The sequence below is a fragment of the Williamsia sp. Y844 genome (assembly GCF_056786475.1).
Map to the genome: position 1 here is coordinate 1472457 of NZ_JBXCJB010000001.1, position 22101 is coordinate 1494557.

The following is a 22101-nucleotide window of genomic DNA, read 5'->3' on the forward strand; positions in this document are numbered from 1 at the left end:
CCTATTGGTTTAGGCTATATGAAGTGCCGGGGTTTGATCGGATGCCCCGAAAACGCCGTGAGCCACCCCGGCCGGGCCGGGGTGGCTCACATGGATTCAAACTGACGCGAATCGCCTATTTGCTTGCAGCAGCTGCCAATTGCGGAGCCAGCTGGTTCACGCCCCACTCAAGACTGATCGGCGACGGGAACGCGAGGGCGAACGGCACACCCTCGGTCTTCGGCACCACGGCCACCGCACCCTTGGACACGGCGGTCAGCGTCGGCCACAGTGGCTGCGACTGAAGGACCTGGACCTGATCGGGGGTATCCGGGATCACCCACAGCAGATCCGCGTCGAGATTGGGCAGGTTCTCCCAGGAGACCTCACCCTTTCCGCCGTCACATTCGACGGTCTGCGCGTAGTCACTGAGCACCAGCCCGAGGTCGGCCATCACGCGTGCCATGTTGTCTTCTGTCGAACACAACACGTACACACCATCTTCAGACGGCGAGATGATCGCGTTGTAGGTCTTGCCCGCCAACACCGGGTTGTCGGACTTGGCGGTCGCGACGGCCGCCTCGGCGGAGGAGATGCTCGCCTCGGCCTCGCCGGCGCGGTCGACTACCTGGCCGATCTTGCGCACGTTGTCCTGCCACGGATCAGCGTTGGCCTCGGTGTCGAAGTGCAGCACCGGAGCGATCTCGGACAGTGCCGCGAAGGACGTCTCGTCGAGGCCCCAGAAACCGGTCGCCACGATGAGATCGGGATCGAGCGCCGCGACCGCTTCAATGCTGAAATCGGTGGCAGGCGCAGCGATCTTCGGTGTATCGGCCGGGTACTTACCCTCTGCCCAGGGGTAGATGCTCGTTCCGTTGGTCGCCGCATCGGTTTGCGGCATGCTCGGAATCGCGATCGGCGTCACTCCGACGGAGAGCAGGAAATCGGCATCGGTGGCCGACATCGCAACCACGCGCTGCGGCGTCTCTTCGACGACGGTCTCGCCGTATGCGCCGGTGACCGTCACGGCTGATTCGTCCGACGAACTGGCATCGGAGTCGCTCGAGCATGCAGCCGGGAGCATGAGGGCGAATGCCAGGATCGCCACCCGGCCCGCCACACCCGTGGCTCGACTATTGGATTTCACTTTGTGCGACTTCCTTTACTTGCAGGCAGAGCCCAGTCGTGCCCTGCGCTATCCAGATGATCTCCGCGAATAGTACCTTTTTAGGAAGTCTCTGTATAGGTTCAAATGGCTGACGCGGAGAAGCCGCCGGGTTGATCTATGCGTCGTCGGACAAGTACCCGCCACCGTGCGGGAAGAAGTCCAGAGCGTTGTGTTCGACGTCGTCATCGGTACGGACGCGTTCGATCACCAGACCATGGTTCTGGCCCCGATGCGCGTTCGGGCCGGCCACGATCACCATGCCGTCACCCTCCTTGATGAAGATCCGGCCGGGTGTACCCCCGTAGATGCCCCGCGATACCCGCGCCTTGGTGATTCGGATGCGCTGACCACGCACAAACGTGTACGCGTTCGGATAGGGGTCGGACAATGCGCGGACGAGCCGATCGAGATCCTCTGCGGGCCAGGACCAATCGATCAGGCTGTCACGCTCGGACCGCTTGTGGAAGAAGGTCCGATCGTCGAGGTTTTGTGGCGTCCATGTCGCAGTCCCGGACTCGATCTGCGAGAGCGCATCGAGCAGCACCTCGGGGATCAGATCGATCGTGGCGCCGACGAGTTCGGTAGCGGTGTCGGTTGGCCCGATCGGAACCGACCTCTGCACCAAGACATCTCCGGTGTCCAGATCGTCGTCCATCCGGTGTGCCGTCAGCCCGGTCTCGGATGCCCCACTGATCATCGACCAGATCACCGGGGAAAAGCCGGTGAACCGAGGCAGCAACGAATCGTGCAGATTCAGGGTGCCGTGCGGCGGGAGGTCGAAAAGCTCTCTTGGCAACCAGGTTCGCCAGTTGTTGGCCACGATGATGTCGGGCTCGGCGAGCTTCACGCGTTCGATCAGCTCTGCCGTCGGGCGGGTGGCGAGCTCCACATCGACCCCGTTCGACCGGGCCAGGTCCTCCACGGAATCAGCCCAGATCGACTCGTACCGCTGCTCACTCACCGGGTGGGTCACCACCAGGGCCACCTCGTGATCGGATCCGATCAGCGCCTCGAGGGTTTTGTACCCCCACGTCTGATATCCGAACATCACGACACGCATCGTTCACCTTCCATAGGGTTCGCCCCGGTCTCATCGACGTCGGACGGATATTACTGCGGGTACCACTGTGTCACCGTGACGAGCGCTGATCAACTGCCCCCGGAACCGGCTGCGCCACATCATTTCCCAGCGCCACAATCGAGTTGCTCTCGTCGACATGGACAACCTTGATCTGGTGTACCAGGACCTCGGCCTCGTCGAGTTGGACGAAGGACATGATGATCACCAGATCGCCCGGGTCCACCAGGTGGGCCGCCGCACCATTGATGCAGATGACCCCACTGCCCGCGGCGCCGGTGATGACATAGGTCTCCAACCGCGATCCGTTGGTGATGTCGACGATGCTGACCTTCTCGCCCTCGACGAGGTCCGCCGCCTTCAACAGGGTCTCGTCGATGGTGACAGATCCGACGTAATGCAGATCCGCCTGGGTGACGGTGGCGCGGTGGATCTTTCCGTTCACAAGAGTGCGCAACATCAGATCACCTGACTCGATGCAACCTGCGCGGGCACAAGGTCCATGGCGTCCCGAAGGCTCTTCGGTCGCATGTCGGTCCACTGCTGCTCTACGTGATCGAGACATGACTGCTTCGACGTCCCCGCGTCGCTTCCGTGCACGATTGTCCAGCCCTGCGGAACCGTCGCGAAGGTCGGCCACAACGAGTATTGCTCCTCGTCGTTCACCAACACATAGAACTTTCCGTCTTCGTCATCAAAAGGATTAGTTGACAAGAGTGGGCACCCCTTCCGTGTCCATATCACCGACACGCGGTCTCCCGGCCAGTGAATTCACCAATTCGCCTGATCGCACAGCAAGATTCGAGAGCAGGGTCGATGTCAGTCCGTGCGTGTGTTCGGTATTGCCCTGAAGGTAGATGTCACCTTCGACCCCATCATTGGTCACGATGCGGTATTCGCGATCGATGAGCGGTCTGCCCTGCCCGTCGATCTGACATTCACCCGCCAGCGGACCGAGTAGCTCCGCGAGGGCCACCGGCTGGAATCCGGTCGCGAATATTATCGCATCACAATCGATTTCGGTGTGGTCCCGGGTCGTCCGGTGACCGATCCGGACCGTGACGCCATCCCCGTAGTCCCTCACGTCGGCGATCTCGGATGCCCCGTGCACAAACAGTCGCCGGCTATCGGAGACCCGCTCGGCATACTCCCGCCGGTAGAGCTCTTCGATCAGCGGCAGATCCACCGCGGAGTAGTTGGTGGCGCGGTGATAGTCGAGCAGTTGCTGGCGGAGTTCGGCCGAGGCACTGTGAAACTCGACCACCGCCTCCGGATCGAAGATGCGATTGGCATAGGGGCTGTCGTCGGCCGGCGTGTAGCCGTACTTCCCGAAAACGGCGTGAACTTCCGCCTCTGGATATGAATCATGCAGGTAAGCAGCAACTTCCGCCGAACTCTGCCCGGCCCCGACCACCACGAACCGGTGGTGCGTCGGCGTCGGCAGGACACGCAGATGGTCGAGCAGCCGATGATTGTGGAATACCCGAGCGCTCGAGGCGATGCCGTCGGGGAGCTTGGCGCGCAGACCGCCCGCGACCACCACGTTGCGCGCGGTGACCGGCGCGCGGTCGCTCATGCACACCTCGAACGCATCTGAGATCTGGCGCACGCCCGTCACCTCGGCCCCGTACAGAACCGGGACATCCACCTGCCCCGCCGCCCATTCGAGGTAGTCGTGGAACTCGATCCGGGTGGGAAAGAAGCTCTGCTGGTTGATGAAATGCGTCAACCGGTTGCGCTGGGACAGATAGTTGAGGAAGGAATAGCGACTCGTGGCGTCCCGCTGGGTGACCAGGTCCTTGAGGAACGAGATCTGCATCGTGGTCCCCGGCAACAACATCCCCCGGTGCCATCCGAATCGGCTCTGCTTCTCGATGAAGCACGAGGTGATCTGGTCGGCGGGATCAAGGTTCCGATTGTGCTCCTCGAGCGCAATCGCAAGTGCAAGATTCGAAGGACCGAAACCCACGCCCACGACATCGAAGTCGGCCTTCATGAATCGGCCACCGATCCCCGAACGGCCGACGTCTGTTCCCGTCTCGCAGGATCCCGTCGGGTACCGGTGCATCTGTTGCGCACGTCGTGGACCATGAGCACTCTCCTACCTGTGGCCCCTGCTGATCGATCTGCAGGGCCCGTGTCGGCCATTAAAACTACAAAGTTAGCCTAGCCTGATATTGCTACCAATGGTAATTCAATTCATATAGGCTTTATACCGACCAGCTTGATTCGCCACTATTCACCCGGGACTCCACGTCCCCGCGACCAGGCATTCCAGAGCTGGCAGTAGCGACCACCTCGCGCCACCAGATCTGCATGCGTGCCCACCTCCACGATCCGGCCACGCTCCATGAACACGATCCGGTCGGCACGGGCGGCCTGGCTCAGACGGTGCGCGACGATCAACGCGGTCCGTCCCTTCAGCGCCGCCTGCGCCGACTCCTCGAGCACCCCCGCACCAACACTGCCTGCGTCGGCGGTCGCCTCGTCGAGTATCGCAACCTTGGGATCGAGCAGTACGAGCCGCGCGAGCGCGAGTTGTTGCGACTGCATCGGAGTGAGCTGATGTCCTTCCGAACCCACCTCCGTCCCAATGCCGTCGGGCAGGTTGCGCACCCACCCACCGGCGCCGACGAGTCCGAGTGCCGCGGACAGATCCTCGTCGGTGGCCTCGGGTGCAGCCATCCGAAGGTCGGCGGCCAGTGTGCCTGCGAAGACATGGACTTCCTGCGTGACAAGGGCGATCGAACGGGACAGTTCCGACGGCTGCACCGACGCGATGTCCACACCTTCGAGCAGGACCCGGCCTGCCGTCGGCCGATGAACACCGGCCACGATCGTCGCCAATGTGGTCTTTCCGGCACCGGACGGCCCGACAACCGCGACATGTTCACCGTCGACCAAGGTCAGCGAGATGTCGTGTAGCACCTCGTGTTCAGCCGAATAGCCGTGACTGATGCCCTCCAGTTCGAGCAGCGGTCCCGATGGTTTCGGCGGGCCAGACGCGATGGGGTCCTCGACCGATTTCGATTCTTCGATCACACCGACGATCCGGCCGAGCGCTGCCGCGCCGGACTGCAGGTCATCGACAACGAACAGCAGCATGCCGATCGGATCGAAGAGCAGCAGGAAGAACAACATTGCCGCGGTGACGGCACCGATGGTCAGGGAGTTCCCGTCGACCAGGAAGAATCCCACGATCAAAATGGTTGTCATACCGACGAATTCGCCCGTGTTCACCCGGACACCCAGGCGACTGAAGAGCACGCTCGCCCGGATCGACCAGCGGACCACTTCCCACGAGTGCCGATCTATCCGCCGGTTCAGCAAAGCCGACAACCGGAATGCGTGCACGGACTCGAGCCCATGAATCGCACCGAGCACGTGATGCGCCCGGTCCGCGGTGGCCTCGCGCTGCGCCGCATAGAGCGCAGGGGCGTGCCGCAGATACATCCGGATCCCGTTGACGTACACCGGGATCACCAACAGGATCACGATCAGGAATCGCCAGTCGAGGGCGGCCAGTCCGACAAATGTGACGCCGATGGTGAAGACCGCGGTCAGTACCGCGGGCACGGCTTTGCTGATCGCCTCACTCACGGTGCTGACATCCGCCGTTGCCCGCGACACGAGGTCACCACTGCCTGCGCCCTCGATCCGCGACAGCTTCAACGTCAGTGACGCCGCGATCATCTCCTCGCGCAGATCGGCGAGGATCGATTCGAAGATCCTGGCCGACAACACGACTCCGAAAGCCGCGAAAATCGCGGCGCCGACCGCGGAGGCCGCCATGATGGCGGCCAGCCGCCAGATCTCGGCGGCGTCACCATTACCGCTGTCGCCGTTCACGATGTCGATGATCGTGCCCAGAGAACGCGGGGTGACCAGACCCAGTCCGGCGGCCAGGGTCATGATCACCGCAAGAAGTAACAGTTGCGCGGTATGCCTGCGCAACTGCGCCCGCAGATACCGCATCGTCATCGAAAAATCGGTGACCAGGAGTTTCGCGTTCGGCATCGGGGTACTCACCGACCGCCCCCGAGCGCTCCGGCGAGCATCGAATCGGCGTCCGCCAAGGTGCCCTGGTAGCGCAGTCGCCCGTCTTCGATGATCACCACCTGATCGGAAATCTCGAGCAGCGCAGGCGAATTGGTGAACACCACGGTTGCCCGGCCGGCTCGCGCCTGATGCAGGCGGGAGACAACGGTCGCCTCGGTGACCGAATCGACCGCGGTGGTCGGATCGTTGAGCACCAGGATCGCCGAGTCCGCGGCCAAGGCCCTGGCCAGGCTCACCCGCTGACGTTGACCACCCGACAACATCCGGCCCGCCTCACCAACCGGGGTCTCCAAACCATTCGGCAGTACGTCCGCGACATCGTCGCAGGCGGCCGCGAAGATCGCTCTGGTGATCCGCGAATCGCGGTCGGGCCCGTCCGGCACCCCGGCGCCGATGTTCTCCAGTACCGTGCCCTCGAACAGGTCCGGGGTGTGCGGCACGGTCCGGATCAGCTCACCGCTCACGTCGCCGTGCAGATCGAACAGATCGACGTCGCCGACCGTCACCTGCCCGGAGTCGGGATGAGCTTTTCTGGACAGCACCGCGCTGATGGCCTCGGTGACCTCGGGAGGACAGACAACAACGACCACCCCGTCGGTCGGCAGCGTCAGGTCGAGATCCTCGACCGGACCGATCGTGACGTGGTGGAACGACAGCGCCCCGGCAGCATCGCGGACGTCGCCGGTCCTGGTCGCCGGTTCCGCCTGCAACACCGACAGCACCCGTTTTGCGCAGGGAACCGCGCTGTTCCAGACCCGGCCGAAATTGGTGCCCAGGTTGTTCAGCGGCCCCATCATGAACTGGGTGAGCCCGACCACGGTGATGAGTTCACCCAGACTCACCTTCCCCTCGAGTGCCATCAGCCCCGCCGCGATGCACACACCCACCACGAACAACGCCGAAACCATCTGCATCACACCCGTATACGCACCCTGGGTGCGTCCGGCACGGATGGCGGCGTCACGGGCACGCGAGCTGGCCGCCCGGTAGCGGCGTCCGGCCTCGGGTTCGGCGCCGAGACCCTTCACGATGCGCAGGCCTGCCACCAGATCGGTGGCGGTCCCGGCCGCTTCCCCGGCCACCTCTTGTTCCTGCTCGGTCCGCGCTCGCAGCGGGCCTCCGGTGAGATCGAGAATCCAGAGCAGCACCGGGGTCCCGACGAGGATCGCCAGACCCAGCGGCCACGAGATGAACAGGAGCACACCGCCTGCCACCAGCACCGCGGCCATCTCGCCGATCGGGAACACCGCGATGAACACCGCCATCGACAACCGGTTCACGTCAGAGGTCGCGATGTTGAGTGACACACCCGGCAGGCGGGCGGGGCCCGCCATCCCCTTCGGATTCAGGATGCGATCGGTCACGCGCATCCGGAACTGGTGCTCGACCATCGTCTGCCCATAGACGGCGAGCCGCTCACCGAACCGCCAGGTATAGGACAACAGGACGAAGTCGGCGGCCAATGCGATCAGCCAGATCACCAGCGATCCGACGTCCCCGGTGGCCACTGCCCGATCGATGGCGATACCCATGATCACCGGCACCAGCGCCTCACCGACAAAGTGGCCGACCATCAGGACCGCGGCCGGGATCGTGTACCTACCCGCACCGAAAATCGTGCGGAGGGCAAACTGTCGCGGTGTTGTGTCCGCGTCGACGCGAATCTCTTTGCCACGAACCGGTTCTGCGGGTGGAACGAGGAACACCGGCAACCTGGTACCGGGGTCATACCTGTCAGAATCCACCCGAAGCCTCCGGCCATAGTCGTCGCGCAGATCGGTCGTCGCGCAGATCAGTCGTTTCGCAGATCGAACATCTGCGCTGGTGAGTCGTCCGCGCGCGTGAGATGCCGATCTGCACTCGAGGCGACACCCTAGTACCACCCGGCGGCGCACAATCGTCCCGGGGCGCGGGGCGAACGTGCCTTGTTACAACCCGACTCGCTCGAGCGCATCGTCGTATATCTCGTTGGCCACCTTCGGGCTCTTCCCTTCGGCGAGCGCCTTGGTGTAGAAATCGAGCGCTTGCGCACCCTGTTCGGAGAACTTGCGCGCCCACTTCTCGCCATCAAAACGCCAGTACCCGATGATGTCGCACTGCTCGGTCTTCCAGCCGAACTGGCGGCGCAGATGTTTGCGCACCGCCCTCGACGCCTTGGCCTCGGCGGCAAACCAGCAGTAGCCACGGCCTTCGGGATGCTCGAACTTTTCGACGGCCACGTCCAGGCGGCTCTCACCGTTGCCATTGCCGCTGCCGATCAGCGTGATGACGTCGACGCCGTCGCGCGACGGCAGATAGTCGAGATCGCTCTCATCGACCACTTCCACGATTGCCGTGGCTTGCGCGCCGTCTGGCAATTCTTCGATGATGCGTGCCAACGCGGGCAACCCGGCCAGGTCGGCCACCAACAGCTGCCAATCGGTGGTCGGTTCGGGGCAGTACCACCCGCGGCCATGGGCCATCGCCACCTCGTCGCCGACCTGCGCACGCTGCGCCCACATCGTGGCAACGCCGTGGTCATGGACAACAAAATCAACGGTCATCACGTTGGTGCCGGGCTCGATGCCGCGGACCGTGTAGTTGCGTCCCTCGGGCATCGGATCGACGTCGTAGTGGCCCCAGACGCCGTCCCGGCACTCCATGTCGGGAGGTGAATCCTGGCCGTCTGCCGGGAAATAGATCCCGACGACCTCGTCGGCGAGCTTGGGTAGTGCAATGTCGGCGAGGTTGGGAAGGTCCAACCGGATCCTGAGCAGTCGAGGATTCAGGATCGTGGTCTCGACCACTGTTGCGCGCGAATAGCCCATGCAACGAAGGCTAGCCTAAGCAGTGATGGATGCGACAGACCCAAACATCTGAGGCAGGCTTGGATTCATGAACGCAAATACTCAGCCACGCATCGGGATCATCGGCGGATCCGGCTTCTATTCGTTCTTCGAACCCGGTGCGCGGCAGGTCACCGTCGACACCCCGTACGGCGATCCGAGCGCCGCGATCACCATCGGTGAAGTCGGCGGGGTGCCGGTGGCATTTCTTCCCAGGCACGGCCTGTCCCACGAATACGCACCGCACACCGTTCCTTATCGGGCCAACGCGTGGGCCCTGCGGTCGGTGGGTGTGCGCCGGATTCTTGCGCCCTGCGCGGTGGGCGGGCTGAACCCCGATCTGGAACCCGGGACCATGGTGATCCCCGATCAACTCGTGGACCGCACTTCCGGACGGGCGCAGACCTTCTTCGACGGACCGGCCGTCCACGTCGCATTCGCCGACCCCTACTGCCCGACCCTGCGCCAGGCAGTGGCCACCGCAGCGCCCGAAGCCGTTCTCGACGGCACGATGGTCGTGATCCAGGGGCCGCGCTTCTCGACCCGCGCCGAGAGCCGTGCGTACGCAGGCCAGGGATTCACCCTGATCAACATGACCGGTCAGCCCGAAGCGGTGCTGGCCCGTGAACTACACATGTGTTACGCCTCGGTCGCCCTGGTCACCGACACCGACGCGGGACTGGTCGAAGGCGAAGGGGTGATGGCCTCACAGGTGTTCGCCGTCTTCCAGGAGGGGCTGAGCCTGATGCGGGACGTGCTGACCGCAGCGATCGGTGAGGCCGCCCGTCAACCGGAATGCCGTTGTGCGCAAGGCGAACACGAGATCGCGTCCGTGATGAACCCGATCTCCTGACCCCGCGCGGATCGCTCGGGAGAATGCGACGCCGGTTGAGCTACAGGGTCGGGGGTCATGTAGCTCAACCGGAGTCATCAGGTTCATCGCCGGGGTTCTGTGCGGCGTTACACAGTCGTCGAGCAATTCTTAAAGACCCGTTTGGTGGCCTCTGACGGCGGTGGTTCAGGCCTCGATGATGGCCGTCACGCCCTGTCCGCCCGCGGCGCAGATCGAGATGAGCGCACGGCCGCCACCGTTCTCGCTGATCTGCTTGGCAGCCTGGGCCACGATCCGTCCGCCGGTGGCGGCAAATGGGTGACCGGCGGCCAGCGACGAGCCGTTGACGTTCAGCTTCGACCGGTCGATGCTGCCGAGCGCGCCGTCCAGTCCAAGGCGTTCCTTGCAGTACTCCTCGGATTCGAACGCGGCCAGCGTGCACAGCACCACCGACGCGAACGCCTCGTGGATCTCGTAGAAGTCGAAGTCCTGCAAGGTCAGGCCATTGCGCTCGAGCAGACGCGGGATCGCGTAGGTCGGGGCCATCAGCAGACCGTCGGGGCCGTTGACGTAGTCGACCGCAGCGGTCTCGACGTCGACCAGGTGGGCCAGCACCGGCAGCTTCTGCTCCGCGGCCCACTCGTCGGTGCTCAGCAGCACCACCGAGGCGCCGTCGGTCAAAGGTGTGGAGTTGCCCGCCGTCATGGTCGCGTCACCGAGGGAGACCCCGAACACCGGCTTGAGTGTCGCCAGCTTCTCCACGGTGCTGCCCGGACGCAGGTTCTGATCGCGGGTCAGACCCTGGAACGGCGTGATCAGGTCGTCGAAGAACCCGCGGTCGTAGGCGGCGGCCATCTTCTGATGGCTGGCCGCGGCGAGTTCGTCCTGATCTTCGCGCTTGATGCCGAATTCCTTGGCGGTGATGGCCGCGTGGTCGCCCATCGACATCCCGGTGCGGGGTTCTCCGTTGCGCGGGATCTCGATACCGAGGGAGGTCGGGAGCTTGGCGATCGCCTTGAGCCGTGCGCCCGTGCTGCGGGCCCGGTTCACGGCCAGCATCGCCTGACGCATGCCCTCGGAGACACCGATCGGGGCGTCCGAGGTGGTGTCGACGCCGCCGCCGATACCGGCGTCGAACTTGCCGGTGGCGATGCCGTCGGCAACCGCCGAGATCGCCTGCAGTCCGGTTCCGCAGGCCTGCTGCAGGTCAAACGCCGGCGTGTACGGCGACAGTGCCGATCCCAGCACCGACTCGCGGATCAGATTGAAGTCGCGGGAGTGCTTGAGCACGGCTCCGCCCGCGACCATGCCCAGTCGCTGACCCTGCAGGTTGAAGCGGCTGACCAGCCCGTTCAGCGTGGCGGTGAACATGTCCTGGTTGCTCGCCTTGGCGTAGGCGCCGTCCTGACGGGCAAACGGGATCCGATTGCCGCCGACGATAGCCACCGGCCGCACGCTGCGGGTCTTCCGTGATGTGGCGCCGGCACCACTGGTATCTGCGGAGCCGTTGATCGGCCCGTTGTTCGTTGCACCGTTGTTCGTTGCCACTGCGGATCTCCCAAGTTGTGGATGGCTCTTATGGCGTATTCTTACTCCCGAGTAAGTTCGTTGTCGACTCCGCCCCGGGGGTTACCCCCCAACGGGTGGCGCAAACAACACCGATGCCGTCTGAAACCCCGATTGAGAACCCAAGGAGTGCACGTGCCTTCCAACGGAACCACCGACCTGTATTCGACGTTTGTGAACTCCGGCCCGGGATCATTCCTTGCCGGAAAGATCGGCTTGCCGCAACCGCCCCATCTGCGTCGATACCGTGCAGGCGAACCCGCACTCACCGGTCCGGTCCTGCTCGGCGGCAACGGCAGGCTGATCGAGCCGCTGCGCGAGATCCTCGGCGACCCGGACAGCGGCTATGAGCTGATCACGAATAACACCGCAGGCCGGGGCGCCGACAAACTCGGCGCCGTGGTCCTCGACGCCACCGGGATCACCAAGTCGTCCGAGCTGTCGCAGCTCTACGAGTTCTTCGGTCCGGCGATGCGCGCCAGTGGCAGCTGCGCCCGGTTCGTCGTCATCGGCACCACCCCCGAACTGGCGAAGACACCCGACGAGCACATCGCCCAGCGCGCCCTGGAAGGCTTCACCCGTTCCCTTGGCAAAGAACTGCGCAAGGGCTCGACCGCTCAGCTCGTCTACGTCTCGCCCGATGCCACGACCGGACTGTCCGGGCTCGAGTCGACACTGCGCTTCCTGCTCTCCGCCAAGTCCGCGTTCGTCGATGCCCAGGTCATCCGCGTCGATGAGAAGGATGCCGTCGCCCCGGCCAGCTGGGACAAGCCGTTGCAGGGCAAGGTCGCGCTCGTGACCGGTGCCGCCCGCGGTATCGGCGCCACGATCGCCGAGGTCCTCGCCCGCGACGGCGCCCACGTCATCGCCGCCGACATCCCGGCCGCAGGCGACGCCCTCTCGCACACCGCCAACAAGGTCGGCGGCACGTCGCTGCCGCTCGATGTCACCGCCGACGATGCGGGCAAGCGGATCGCCGAGCATGTGCTGGCGCGTCACGGCGGCCTCGACATCATCGTCAACAACGCAGGCATCACCCGCGACAAGTTGCTCGCCAACATGGATGACGCCCGCTGGAGCTCGGTCATCGGCGTCAACCTCATTGCGCCACAAAAGCTTGTCGACGACCTCCTCGAGGCAGGCGCACTGCGCGAAGGCGGCTCGGTCATCGACGTGTCGTCGATCGCCGGTATCGCGGGCAACCGCGGGCAGACCAACTACGGCACCTCCAAGGCCGGTGTCATCGGCCTGGTGGACGCCTATGCGCCGATCCTGGCCGACAAGAAGATCACCATCAACGCCGTGGCCCCCGGATTCATCGAGACCGCGATGACCGCCGCGATCCCGCTGGCCACCCGCGAGGTGGGACGCCGGATCAGCTCGCTGCAGCAGGGCGGGCAGACCGTCGACGTCGCCGAGACGGTGGCCTACTTCGCCAACCCCGCGTCGAGCGCTGTCACCGGCAACGTGGTGCGCGTCTGTGGTCAGAGCATGCTGGGGGCCTGAGATGCCGAATACCGTTACCCTGCACGAGTTTCCATCCACCGGCGACATCTATCGCCGGGCCGTGACCGCCATGCTCCCAGTGGTCGGCAAGTCCGGCCGGGTGTCCGCTGATGCCGTCCTGCCCGACACCACACTGCGGCTGCCGGACGTGAAGGTCGACCTCGACCAGCTGCGCGACTACTGCGCGTGCACCGGTCAGCAATACGGCGACACCCTGCCGCTGACGTTCCCGTTCGTGCTGCAGTTCCCGCTCGTGATGAAACTCCTTGTGGCCAAGGACTTTCCGTTGACCGCAATCGGGTCGGTACACATGGAGAACAACATCGAGCGGTTCCGCCCGATCAACGTCCGTGAGCCACTGACCATCGAGACCCACGCGGAGAACCTGCGTGAGCATCGCAAGGGCATGCTCGTCGACGTCATCTCCGAGTTCTCGGTCGGCAACGAACTGGTCACCCGACAGACGGCGACGTTCCTGAGCCAGCAACACACGAGCCTGTCCGACGGTCCGCGTCCGCCGGCACCGGCCGAGCACCGGCCACCGCCGCCGGATGCCACCCTGGTGGCCGATCTGGGACAGATCCGTAGATATGCCGCGGCCAGTGGCGACCGGAACCCGATTCACACCGGCAACCTGAGCGCCAAGGCCTTCGGATTCCCGCGGGCCATCGCCCACGGGATGTGGACGGCCGCGCGGGTGGTGGCGAACACCGAGGGCCAACTCGCCGACCGGGTCACCTACAACGTGAAGTTCGGCAAGCCCCTGATCCTGCCTGCGAAGGTGAACGTCTACACCAAACGGGCAGAGAGCGGCTTCGACATCTCTGTCCTGAACCCGAAAAAGGGCTACCCGCACCTCACCGCAACCCTCCGCTGACGACCCCCAACCCCCGATGATGTGGCCTTTTGGCGGCGCCGACCAGACGTTTTGTTCGCCAAAAGGGCACATCATCGGGGGTTAGGGGCGGTCTCCGGCGAGGCCGCGCCAACCCATCGAGACCATGAGGTCGGCGGCCGAGTCGAGGTCGATGTCGCCTTCGGAAATCCGGTCGGCCACGGCCTCACCGGCACCGACAAGCGCCACGGCCATGAGTTCGAAATCGGTGTCACTGGGATGCGGGACGGTGGTGCCGCGGCGGAGAAGGTCGGCGACCATCTCGATCAGCCGGGCCCGGCTGGCGGCGACGAGACCGGCGAACTTGGCCTGTCCGGTGGCCAGGCGATAGAGCACCCGCCACGACTCCCTGTTGTTGTGGACGTAGTGCAAAAAGTCGTAGATGACCGTGCGGGCCTGATCGTGCTGCTTGAGATTCGGATCGAAGCCGGCGGTCATCGCCTCGATGAACCGGGCACCCTCACGGTTGATGCAGGCGCCGAAGAGTTCATCTTTGGAGCCGTAATAGAGGTAGAGCATGGGTTTGCTGATGTCCGCCTCGGCGGCGATCGCATCCATCGACGTCTCGCGGAAGCCGTTCGCAGCGAAGACGTGCACCGCGGCGTCGAGCATCTGCTGCTCGCGGACGGCGCGCGGCAAGCGTTTGGTTCCTCCGGCCACGACACCAACTTCCTTAGACCTTCTGATCCCGACAACCTTACCAGTCGGTAAGTTCTCTCGCGGTCAGGCGCACGGCCGTCTCAACAGTCGAGAACACCCTTGGCCCGCAACACCCGGACCACCGAGTCATCCACCTGATCGGCCGACAGCTCTCCACTGCCCACCGCCTCGGTCAATGCGTCCAGGACTGCCGGGACGTCGTTCGTCGAGAGCCACAGGGCGATGTCCGCGCCTGCCGACAACGCCAACGTGGCCGCCTTCTCGATGCCGTATTTCGCCGAGATCGCCGCCATCCCCGACAGGTCGTCGGTGAAGATCGGCCCCTCGAAAGGCGGTGCGCCGTAACCGGTGCCGTCACGCAGCAGCGAGATCGCAGGCTGACTGATGCTGGCCGGGGTGTCCGGTCCGGTCAGTCCCGGGACGATGAGGTGTCCCATCATCACGCCGGCCCCCGGATCCGTGACCAGGGTGCGGTACGGCACCAGATCGCTGGTCTGGAGCTCCGCGAGCGGCGGCGTGGCCACGGTGCCGGTGTGTGAGTCGCCCGAACCGCTGCCGTGACCGGGGAAGTGCTTGAACACCGGCATGATGCCCGCGTCTTTCAGACCCTGTGCGAACGCCTCGGCGTAGATGGTCACCGTCTCCGGATCATCGCTGAATGAGCGGTCACCGATCACCTCGTTGGCAGACTGCGCACTGACATCGACCACCGGGGCGTAGTCGACCGTGATGCCCAGTTCACTCATCGCCTGTCCCTGGGATGTCGCCAGCTCCTGAACCTGGGCCGGGGTCATCGTCTGCGCCATTTCGCGGGCGGAGGGGAAATCGATGCCCAGCGACGACAGCCTCGAGACCCGGCCACCTTCCTGATCCACCGAAACCATCACCGGGAAGTCCGCGGCCTGCTGCATCGCGCCGACGCCACCACTGGACAGAATCGACAAGTCGGTCCAACTACCGATGAACACCCCACCGACCTGTTCGGTGGTGACCACGTTCAGGGCATCGTCGGTACCGGTGACACCGACCATCAGCAGCTGGGCCAGCTTGCGACGCAGCGGCATGGACTCCAGCTCGGACGCCCCACAGACGGCCGGGGTCACCATCGGCGTTCCCGACGTCGCCGGGGGCGCGACCGAGCTCGCCGACGTCCCGGAATCCGAGCTCAGGAGCTCCTCGGGTTTGTCGTCCGACCCGCTACAGGCGGCCACCATCAACCCGACGGTGATCGTCAGGGCGGCCAAGGCACGGCGGGGGCGGTGTTCGACATACATAAACCGAGTCTTGCACGGTATCGCAGTGTGATGTCCGTTACATTCAACCGGTATCCTCGACAGCGGAGGACCTTGCACAGGAGGCAACCATGTCCGGGCAGCAAACCAACGTCAAACCGGGACATACCGGACAAGACACGATCATGATCGCCTACGACGGCAGCGAGAACTCGAATCGGGCGATCGACTATGCAGGCAGATTCCTGCAGTCACACATGGCGTTCGTGGTGACCGCATGGGAGTCGGGCGTACACCAGAGCGCACGGCTATCGGCACTCTCGGGCGGCATGCAGCCCGTGCTGCATTCCGTGGTCGATCAGGGCATCGAGGACGCACTGCACGACGAGGCCCGCGACCGGAACACCCAGGGCGTCGAGCGCGCCATCGCCGCCGGCCTGCAGGCGCAGGGCCGCCTCGCCGAGGTCGACTCGACCGTGTGGGCCGCACTCGTCGACGCCGCCGACACACTCGAGGTCGACATTCTCGTCACCGGCACCAGCGGCGCCTCCGGACTGCGCGCACTGCTGCACAGCAGCGTGTCCGAGCACGTCCTCAAGCACTGCCATCGTCCAGTGCTGGTGGTCCCGGCCGGATGCGATCGGCGGAACGAAGATGCACGGGCACTACGTAGGTCGAAGGCCAGGATGGTAACTTCGCACACATGATGAACAACCGCCTGATTGCGGGCGCTGTCGCCGGAGTTCTGGGCGTTGTATTTGCCATTGCCGCTGTCTTCCTTGGCGGCGTGCTGTCGTCCGAAGATTCGCCGGCCACTGATGTGAACAGCTTCAACGCAGAAAACGGCTTTGTCGAGGGAACTGTCGACTACGGCACCCGCGACAACGCCGGAGTCACAAACTGACCAAACGAGGACTGCTGTACGCAGCTCTCGTGGCGCTGTTCGCGTCGTTCCTCCAGTCCCCCGGCCTGATATCGGCTGACACCAAGCTCGACCTGACCGGAGATCCACTCGGCTTCCTCGGTCGGGCGGCGCATCTGTGGTCGTCGATCGCACCTCTCGGGCAGGTACAGAACCAGGCCTACGGCTACTTCTTTCCCCACGGCGCGTTCTTCGCTCTCGGCGATCTGCTGTCGCTACCGGCGTGGATCACCCAACGTCTGTGGTGGGCACTGCTGCTCTGGGCGGGTTTCGTGGGGTTCGTGCGCCTCGCGGACGCGCTCGGGGTCGGCTCGCGGTGGTCCCGGATCTTCGCGGCCGTCGTCTTCGTGACGAGCCCCCGAGTCCTGACAACCATCGGCTCGATCTCTTCCGAGACACTGCCGATGATGCTGGCACCCTGGGTCCTCGCCCCGGTGGTGATGGCACTCAATCATGCGGTTCCGACGAAAACCCCACGCCGCCTTGCCTTCGAATCCGCCTGCGCCCTCGCCCTGATGGGCGCGGTCAACGCGGTGGCGACCCTGGCCGCGGCGTCGGTGGCCATCATCTGGTGGCTGTTGCACACACCGTTGCGCAAAAACGCCGCGCGCTGGTGGCGTTTCGGACTGTGGTGGCTCCTCGGCAGCGTGATGGCCTGCCTGTGGTGGGTCGTGCCGCTTCTCATCCTGTCGCGGGTCAGTCCCCCGTTCCTGGACTTCATCGAATCATCCCGCGTGACAACCGAATGGGTGTCACTGACCGAGGTTCTCCGCGGCACCAGCGCCTGGACCCCATTCGTCTCTCCGGAGCGGGTCGCCGGAGCCGGGCTCGTCTCACAGCCCGCCGCAGTCGTCGCGACGGGTGTTCTGGCCGCTGCCGGGCTCACCGGACTTGCGATGCGGGCAATGCCTGCCCGCGGACGGCTGACCGTCATCCTGCTCATCGGCCTGCTGCTGATCTGCCTCGGCTACCCGGGGGAACTCGGATCGCCCATCGGTGAATCGGTTCGGAGCTTCCTGGACGGCGCCGGCGCCCCCCTGCGCAACGTCCACAAATGGGAACCGCTGATCAGGATCCCGTTGGCCCTGGGCATCGCACACCTGTTGGCCCGGGTTCCGACCCCTGCGACCGTCGGATGGCGTGGCATGCGGGCGGCGTTCGCGCACCCCGAGCGATCGAAGCCGGTCGCGGCCGCAGTGGTGGTGCTGGTGGCCCTGCTCGCCGCCGGTTCGATGGTCTGGACCCGATCGCTCGCCGCGCCGGGCAGCTACAGCGCGATCCCGTCGTACTGGAAAGACACGGCCGACTGGCTCGACGACAACGGCGCGGACGAAAACCGTCGGGCCCTGGTGGTTCCCGGTTCCCCGTTTGCCAACCAGACCTGGGGGTTGACCCGCGACGAGCCGCTGCAGGTGCTCGCCGATGAGCCCTGGGCCGTCCGCGACGCCATCCCACTGACCCCACCGGGCGCCATCCGGGCGATGGATTCGGTGCAGCGGGCGATCGCCGCGGGCAGGCCGATGCCCGGTCTGGCCGCGACCCTGGCGCAACAAGGGATCTCGTACGTGGTCGTGCGTGCCGACCTCGATCCCTCTTCCTCCCGTTCGGCCCGCCCGGTGTTGGCGCAGCACGCGATAGCCGGATCGCCCGGCATGATCCCGGTGGCAACTTTCGGCCCGGAGGTCGGAGCCGCCACCATCGACGACGACATCGTTTCCGACAGCGGCCTGCGACCAAAACTGCCCGCAATCCAGATCTTCGAAGTCGACTCGAGCGTCGCATTCCCGGGTACCCGAGCCGCAACCGTCCCACTGGACTCGATGCCGCGTGTCTCCGGCGGCCCCGAATCCCTTGCCCAGCTACAGAACAACGCGGCAATCGCCGACGAGCCACCTCTGGGCCCGATTGTCCTGCAGTCGGATGCGCAGGAGGCCGGCCTGCCCGAGGTCCCGATGGTCGTCACCGACACCCCAACCAACCGGGAGGTCGACTTCGGCCGGGTCGACGACCACAGCTCCGGCATCCGCACCCCCGACGATCCCCGACTGACACAGAACGACGTGGCCGACTATCCGGTCGACGGCCAGCCCCTGGTGCAAGGTGACTGGCTGCTCGACGGCCAATCCGATCAGATTTCGGTCAGCGCATCCGGATCAGCCTCCGATGCAACACAACTGGGGCAGAGCTCCCCTGGCAGCTCACCTGCGGCCGCCTTCGATCAGAATCCGAACACCAGCTGGGTCAGCCGCGGCCTGGACTCCGCGGTAGGACAGTGGCTACAACTCGACTTCACCGAGCCCCGCGAGCGACTCGCCCTCGACATCACCCTGGGCACAGCTCTGGGTCCAGGCGTCTCCACACTGCTGATCACCACAGAAGCAGGCAGCACCGTCGCCTCCGGGGTCTCACCCGGAACCGTGACCAGAGTCGTGCCGCCGAGCGGACCGACCCGATGGGTACAGATCCGGGCCGTCGACACCGAGAACCACACTGCCGGAAATCAATTCGTGATCTCCGAGGTCGAGTTGCGGGATGCTGCGGCCGACCGGGTCCTCCCGATCCGTCACCGCATCGTCCTTCCTGAACTGGTTGCCGGACAACAGGTCTCACAGTGGGACCTCGGTCCCGAACTGCCCGGCCGCGCGGCCTGCGTCCCTGACGGCGACGTGACACTCTGCTCGGATTCGCTGAGCCTGCCCACCGAGGAGCCGGGCACCTTCGGCCGGGTGCTGTCGGTCCCGTCCCCGGTGTCGGTCGAACCGTCGGTGACGGTCACCGCCCGTCCGTCAGAAGCGTTGACCGCCTTGCTCTCCGATCCGACCGAGGTCACCGCGACCGGCGAATCGGCCATCGTCGACCCACGCGGCGGGCCGTCGGCCGCCGTCGACGCAGACCCGGGTACCAGCTGGATCGCCCGCGCCGGAGAGGGCGGCGACGCCCGTCCCACACTCCGCCTGCAACTGCCGACACCGCAGGTCGTCGACGGGCTGAAGATCACCGTGCCACCCCGGCAATTCCCCGCCGATCCGCTGCTGGTCGGCGTCGACCTCGGTAACGGGCGACAGGTTCGGGAGGTCGGCGACGACGGCGTCATCCGGCTCGATCCCCATGAGACCTCCGCGATCACGATTGTGATCCTGGAGAAGCAGGAGATCCTTGACGCGAACAGCCTCGGATTTGCCGATCTGGCCCCGACCGGTATCGCGGAGGTCGAGGTCCTCGGCACCGACATACCCCAGGCAGACCCGGACCGGCCGATCGAGATCGATTGCTTCGACGGCCCCGGACTCACCATCGCCGGGACCGCCGCCCGTTTCTCACTGAAGACCACCGCGGCAGCACTGCGGTCCGGCGCGCCGATCCCGGCCACACTCTGCGGTTCGACGGCCCTCGCACTCCCGGCCGGTGAACAGGAGCTCGCGGTCAACCCCGGCGACGCGTTCTCGGTCTCGGCGGTGACGCTGACCGCAACGGCCGCGCAGATCCCGCGCGCCGTCCCCGAGCCCACCACCGTCACCCGCTGGGACGCGACCGATCGTCGGGTCGAGGTGGCCGCCGCATCCGACGAACGGGTTCTGATCGTTCCCGAGAGCGCGAACCCCGGCTGGGAGGCCCGCGCCGGCGACATCACTCTGAAGCCGCTGACCGTCAACGGCTGGCAGCAGGGCTGGATCATCCCGGCCGGGTACGCGGGCGCCATCTCGCTGACGTTCCCGCTCGACCAGCCATATCGGTGGTCCATCGGGATCGGCCTGGCGCTCGTCGCGCTCCTCTTCATCGCCACGTTGCTGCCGACCCGTCGCACCCCCGCGTCGGTTTCGCCAGCGCTCATTCCAGCTGCGGCGCAGCCCATCCGGGCCGGCGTCGCGGCTCCGTTGCTGCTGGCCGGTGCCGTCTACCTACTGACCGGGCCGATCGGGCTGGGCGTCTGCGCCGTTGTCACCGCCGCGGTGACCGCTTCGGCACTACGTGTGCGCCGTCCCCGACGACGGAATTCCGGTGCGGCCCTTGTCGCGATCATGATGCTGCTGGCGACCTTCGGTCTGGCTTCGGGCCCGTGGCGGTCGTCGCTTGGCTACACCGGCTGGGACTGGTGGGTTCAGCTACCGGCTCTGCTGGCGGTCGTATTGGTCGCGTGGCTCGCGATCGACGTGCCGCGATGGCTGATCCGCCTGACGTCCAGGCTCCGCCGATAGCGCCTTGCGCCGGGATTCTGCCTGCGCCGACCGGGCCTCACTGTCGCGCAACCACTGCCGGGTCGGTTCCTCGATCCAGGCGTAGCTGGCCGCCGCCACCCCGATGGTCAACAGCACGGTCAACGTGAACACCACGAACATCGACCCGGAAAACGGAACGATCCCGCCCAGGGGAAAGACCCAGGCAAGCACCACCAGATGCCAGATGAAGATGGAGTACGACCATCGGCCCAGCGCCTGCATCGGCGCCGAGTCCAGGAATCGGTGGCTCCGGGCGGGATTCAACGTCAGCGGGGCGATCAACGCGAACCCGATGATCACACCCAACACCATCTTGACCGCGAACTGCCACGGCTCGAGCGGGGCCAATCCGGTCGGTCCGGCGAGTTCTGTGCACGAGAGCGCGAAGGCCACCGTGGCCACACCGGCCATCAGCCACTGCCGACCACCCAGACGCACGAGGCGCCCGCGAATCCCGCCCGCACTCGTTGTTCCCAATTCGGCCAGAACCAGACCACATACGAACCACGGCAGGTGTCCGGGCAGCCAGTTCTTGGCCTCCACTCCGGCCGCCAGTGGCAGCGCATCGGCGACCCAGGCCCAGCCCAGGCTGATCACTCCGGTACTCACGAGCACCGGGATCCGCCACCGCGCCGAGCTCCCGCGCAGACGCACCATCAACCAGGCGATCAACGGCAATGCCAGATAGAAGCTGACCTCCACCGACAGGCTCCACATCTGGGTGAGGCCTGCGGTCAGTGTCAACGGCACGTAGACCTGGGTCAGTGTCAGGTTGGCGATCCAGACGGTGAAGCTCGCCGGCCGTGCATCGGGCAGCAGGCACAGGACCACCACCACGACCACCACGTACGCGGGCCAGATCCGGACCACCCGGTGCCGCAGATATCGCCAGGTCGAGGGCACCTTCCGGCGCGGGTCCCTGGCGGCTTCGGCATGCGGACGCCACAGGAGATAGCCGGAGAGCGCGAAGAACAGGGCCACCGCCATATCGAACCGGCCCCAGACCGCTCCCAACACGCTTCCATCCACCGAGCCGGTCTGGAAAGCGACGTGCGTGACGATGACACCGACGGCGGCGACCGCACGCATGCCTTCGAGTGCTCGGTTGAAACCGGCGACCGGCCGCTGAGAGCTCATGATGAGCCCAAAGTACCCGGCGTAC

The 22101-nt window shown here is 65.4% G+C and carries 18 protein-coding genes; 6 read left to right on the forward strand and 12 right to left on the reverse strand.

What is annotated here, in order from left to right:
• Positions 1-115 precede the first annotated feature (115 nt).
• The 8 genes from AC1TQG_RS06495 to AC1TQG_RS06530 all read right to left on the reverse strand — a co-directional run bounded on the left by AC1TQG_RS06495 (position 116) and on the right by AC1TQG_RS06530 (position 9091).
• Complete coding sequence (locus tag AC1TQG_RS06495; protein ID WP_482136112.1) at positions 116-1126, reverse strand: ABC transporter substrate-binding protein; 1011 nt, start codon at positions 1124-1126, stop codon at positions 116-118.
• Positions 1127-1262: 136 nt separating this feature from the next.
• Entirely contained in the window at positions 1263-2207 is a 945-nt protein-coding gene (locus AC1TQG_RS06500; protein ID WP_482136113.1) for a methionyl-tRNA formyltransferase, read from the reverse strand.
• Between the two features lie 70 nt (positions 2208-2277).
• Positions 2278-2685 carry an aspartate 1-decarboxylase gene (gene panD / locus AC1TQG_RS06505; RefSeq protein WP_482136114.1) on the reverse strand — a complete coding sequence of 136 codons (408 nt, stop codon included), beginning with the start codon at positions 2683-2685 and terminating at the stop codon, positions 2278-2280.
• Entirely contained in the window at positions 2685-2939 is a 255-nt protein-coding gene (locus AC1TQG_RS06510) for an MbtH family protein (protein WP_482136115.1), read from the reverse strand. The genes panD and AC1TQG_RS06510 overlap by 1 nt, the downstream gene beginning before the upstream one ends.
• Complete coding sequence (locus AC1TQG_RS06515) at positions 2929-4221, reverse strand: lysine N(6)-hydroxylase/L-ornithine N(5)-oxygenase family protein (RefSeq protein WP_482137274.1); 1293 nt, start codon at positions 4219-4221, stop codon at positions 2929-2931. Before AC1TQG_RS06515 ends, AC1TQG_RS06510 begins: the two co-directional genes overlap by 11 nt.
• Positions 4222-4460: 239 nt before the next feature.
• A complete protein-coding gene (locus AC1TQG_RS06520; RefSeq protein ID WP_482136116.1) occupies positions 4461-6254 on the reverse strand; it encodes an ABC transporter ATP-binding protein in 1794 nt (597 codons plus the stop codon).
• Positions 6251-8029, reverse strand: a complete 1779-nt coding sequence (locus AC1TQG_RS06525) for an ABC transporter ATP-binding protein (RefSeq protein ID WP_482136117.1) — start codon at positions 8027-8029, stop codon at positions 6251-6253. The genes AC1TQG_RS06520 and AC1TQG_RS06525 overlap by 4 nt, the downstream gene beginning before the upstream one ends.
• A 183-nt stretch (positions 8030-8212) precedes the next feature.
• Positions 8213-9091, reverse strand: coding sequence for a siderophore-interacting protein (locus AC1TQG_RS06530; protein WP_482136118.1), 879 nt, complete (start codon positions 9089-9091; stop codon positions 8213-8215).
• 67 nt (positions 9092-9158) lie between these two features.
• Between AC1TQG_RS06530 and AC1TQG_RS06535 the strand changes: the two genes are divergently transcribed.
• Positions 9159-9962 carry an S-methyl-5'-thioadenosine phosphorylase gene (locus AC1TQG_RS06535; RefSeq protein WP_482136119.1) on the forward strand — a complete coding sequence of 268 codons (804 nt, stop codon included), beginning with the start codon at positions 9159-9161 and terminating at the stop codon, positions 9960-9962.
• A 165-nt stretch (positions 9963-10127) separates the two neighbouring features.
• On the opposite strand, the gene AC1TQG_RS06540 is transcribed toward AC1TQG_RS06535, so the two are convergent.
• On the reverse strand, positions 10128-11453 hold the full coding sequence (locus AC1TQG_RS06540; protein WP_482137275.1) for an acetyl-CoA C-acetyltransferase: 1326 nt from the start codon (positions 11451-11453) through the stop codon (positions 10128-10130).
• A gap of 189 nt (positions 11454-11642) precedes the next feature.
• Here AC1TQG_RS06540 and AC1TQG_RS06545 point away from each other — a divergent pair, with 189 nt between their 5' ends.
• Complete coding sequence (locus AC1TQG_RS06545; RefSeq protein WP_482136120.1) at positions 11643-13013, forward strand: 3-oxoacyl-ACP reductase; 1371 nt, start codon at positions 11643-11645, stop codon at positions 13011-13013.
• A 1-nt stretch (position 13014) separates the two neighbouring features.
• On the forward strand, positions 13015-13890 hold the full coding sequence (locus AC1TQG_RS06550; RefSeq protein WP_482136121.1) for a MaoC/PaaZ C-terminal domain-containing protein: 876 nt from the start codon (positions 13015-13017) through the stop codon (positions 13888-13890).
• Between the two features lie 81 nt (positions 13891-13971).
• Here the strand turns inward: AC1TQG_RS06550 and AC1TQG_RS06555 are convergent, their stop codons facing one another.
• Both AC1TQG_RS06555 and AC1TQG_RS06560 read right to left on the reverse strand, forming a co-directional pair.
• Entirely contained in the window at positions 13972-14568 is a 597-nt protein-coding gene (locus AC1TQG_RS06555) for a TetR/AcrR family transcriptional regulator (protein ID WP_482136122.1), read from the reverse strand.
• Between the two features lie 80 nt (positions 14569-14648).
• Complete coding sequence (locus AC1TQG_RS06560; protein WP_482136123.1) at positions 14649-15842, reverse strand: glycoside hydrolase family 3 N-terminal domain-containing protein; 1194 nt, start codon at positions 15840-15842, stop codon at positions 14649-14651.
• Positions 15843-15931: 89 nt separating this feature from the next.
• Here AC1TQG_RS06560 and AC1TQG_RS06565 point away from each other — a divergent pair, with 89 nt between their 5' ends.
• From AC1TQG_RS06565 to AC1TQG_RS06575, 3 genes are read left to right on the forward strand one after another with little or no spacing between them, the layout of a single operon-like run.
• Positions 15932-16507, forward strand: coding sequence for a universal stress protein (locus AC1TQG_RS06565; RefSeq protein WP_482136124.1), 576 nt, complete (start codon positions 15932-15934; stop codon positions 16505-16507).
• Positions 16504-16704, forward strand: a complete 201-nt coding sequence (locus AC1TQG_RS06570) for a DUF2613 domain-containing protein (RefSeq protein WP_482136125.1) — start codon at positions 16504-16506, stop codon at positions 16702-16704. Before AC1TQG_RS06565 ends, AC1TQG_RS06570 begins: the two co-directional genes overlap by 4 nt.
• A gap of 29 nt (positions 16705-16733) precedes the next feature.
• Positions 16734-20918, forward strand: a complete 4185-nt coding sequence (locus AC1TQG_RS06575; RefSeq protein ID WP_482136126.1) for an alpha-(1->3)-arabinofuranosyltransferase domain-containing protein — start codon at positions 16734-16736, stop codon at positions 20916-20918.
• Here AC1TQG_RS06575 and AC1TQG_RS06580 read toward each other — a convergent pair.
• Positions 20826-22076 carry an acyltransferase family protein gene (locus AC1TQG_RS06580; protein ID WP_482136127.1) on the reverse strand — a complete coding sequence of 417 codons (1251 nt, stop codon included), beginning with the start codon at positions 22074-22076 and terminating at the stop codon, positions 20826-20828. The genes AC1TQG_RS06575 and AC1TQG_RS06580 overlap by 93 nt on opposite strands.
• Positions 22077-22101 lie beyond the last annotated feature (25 nt).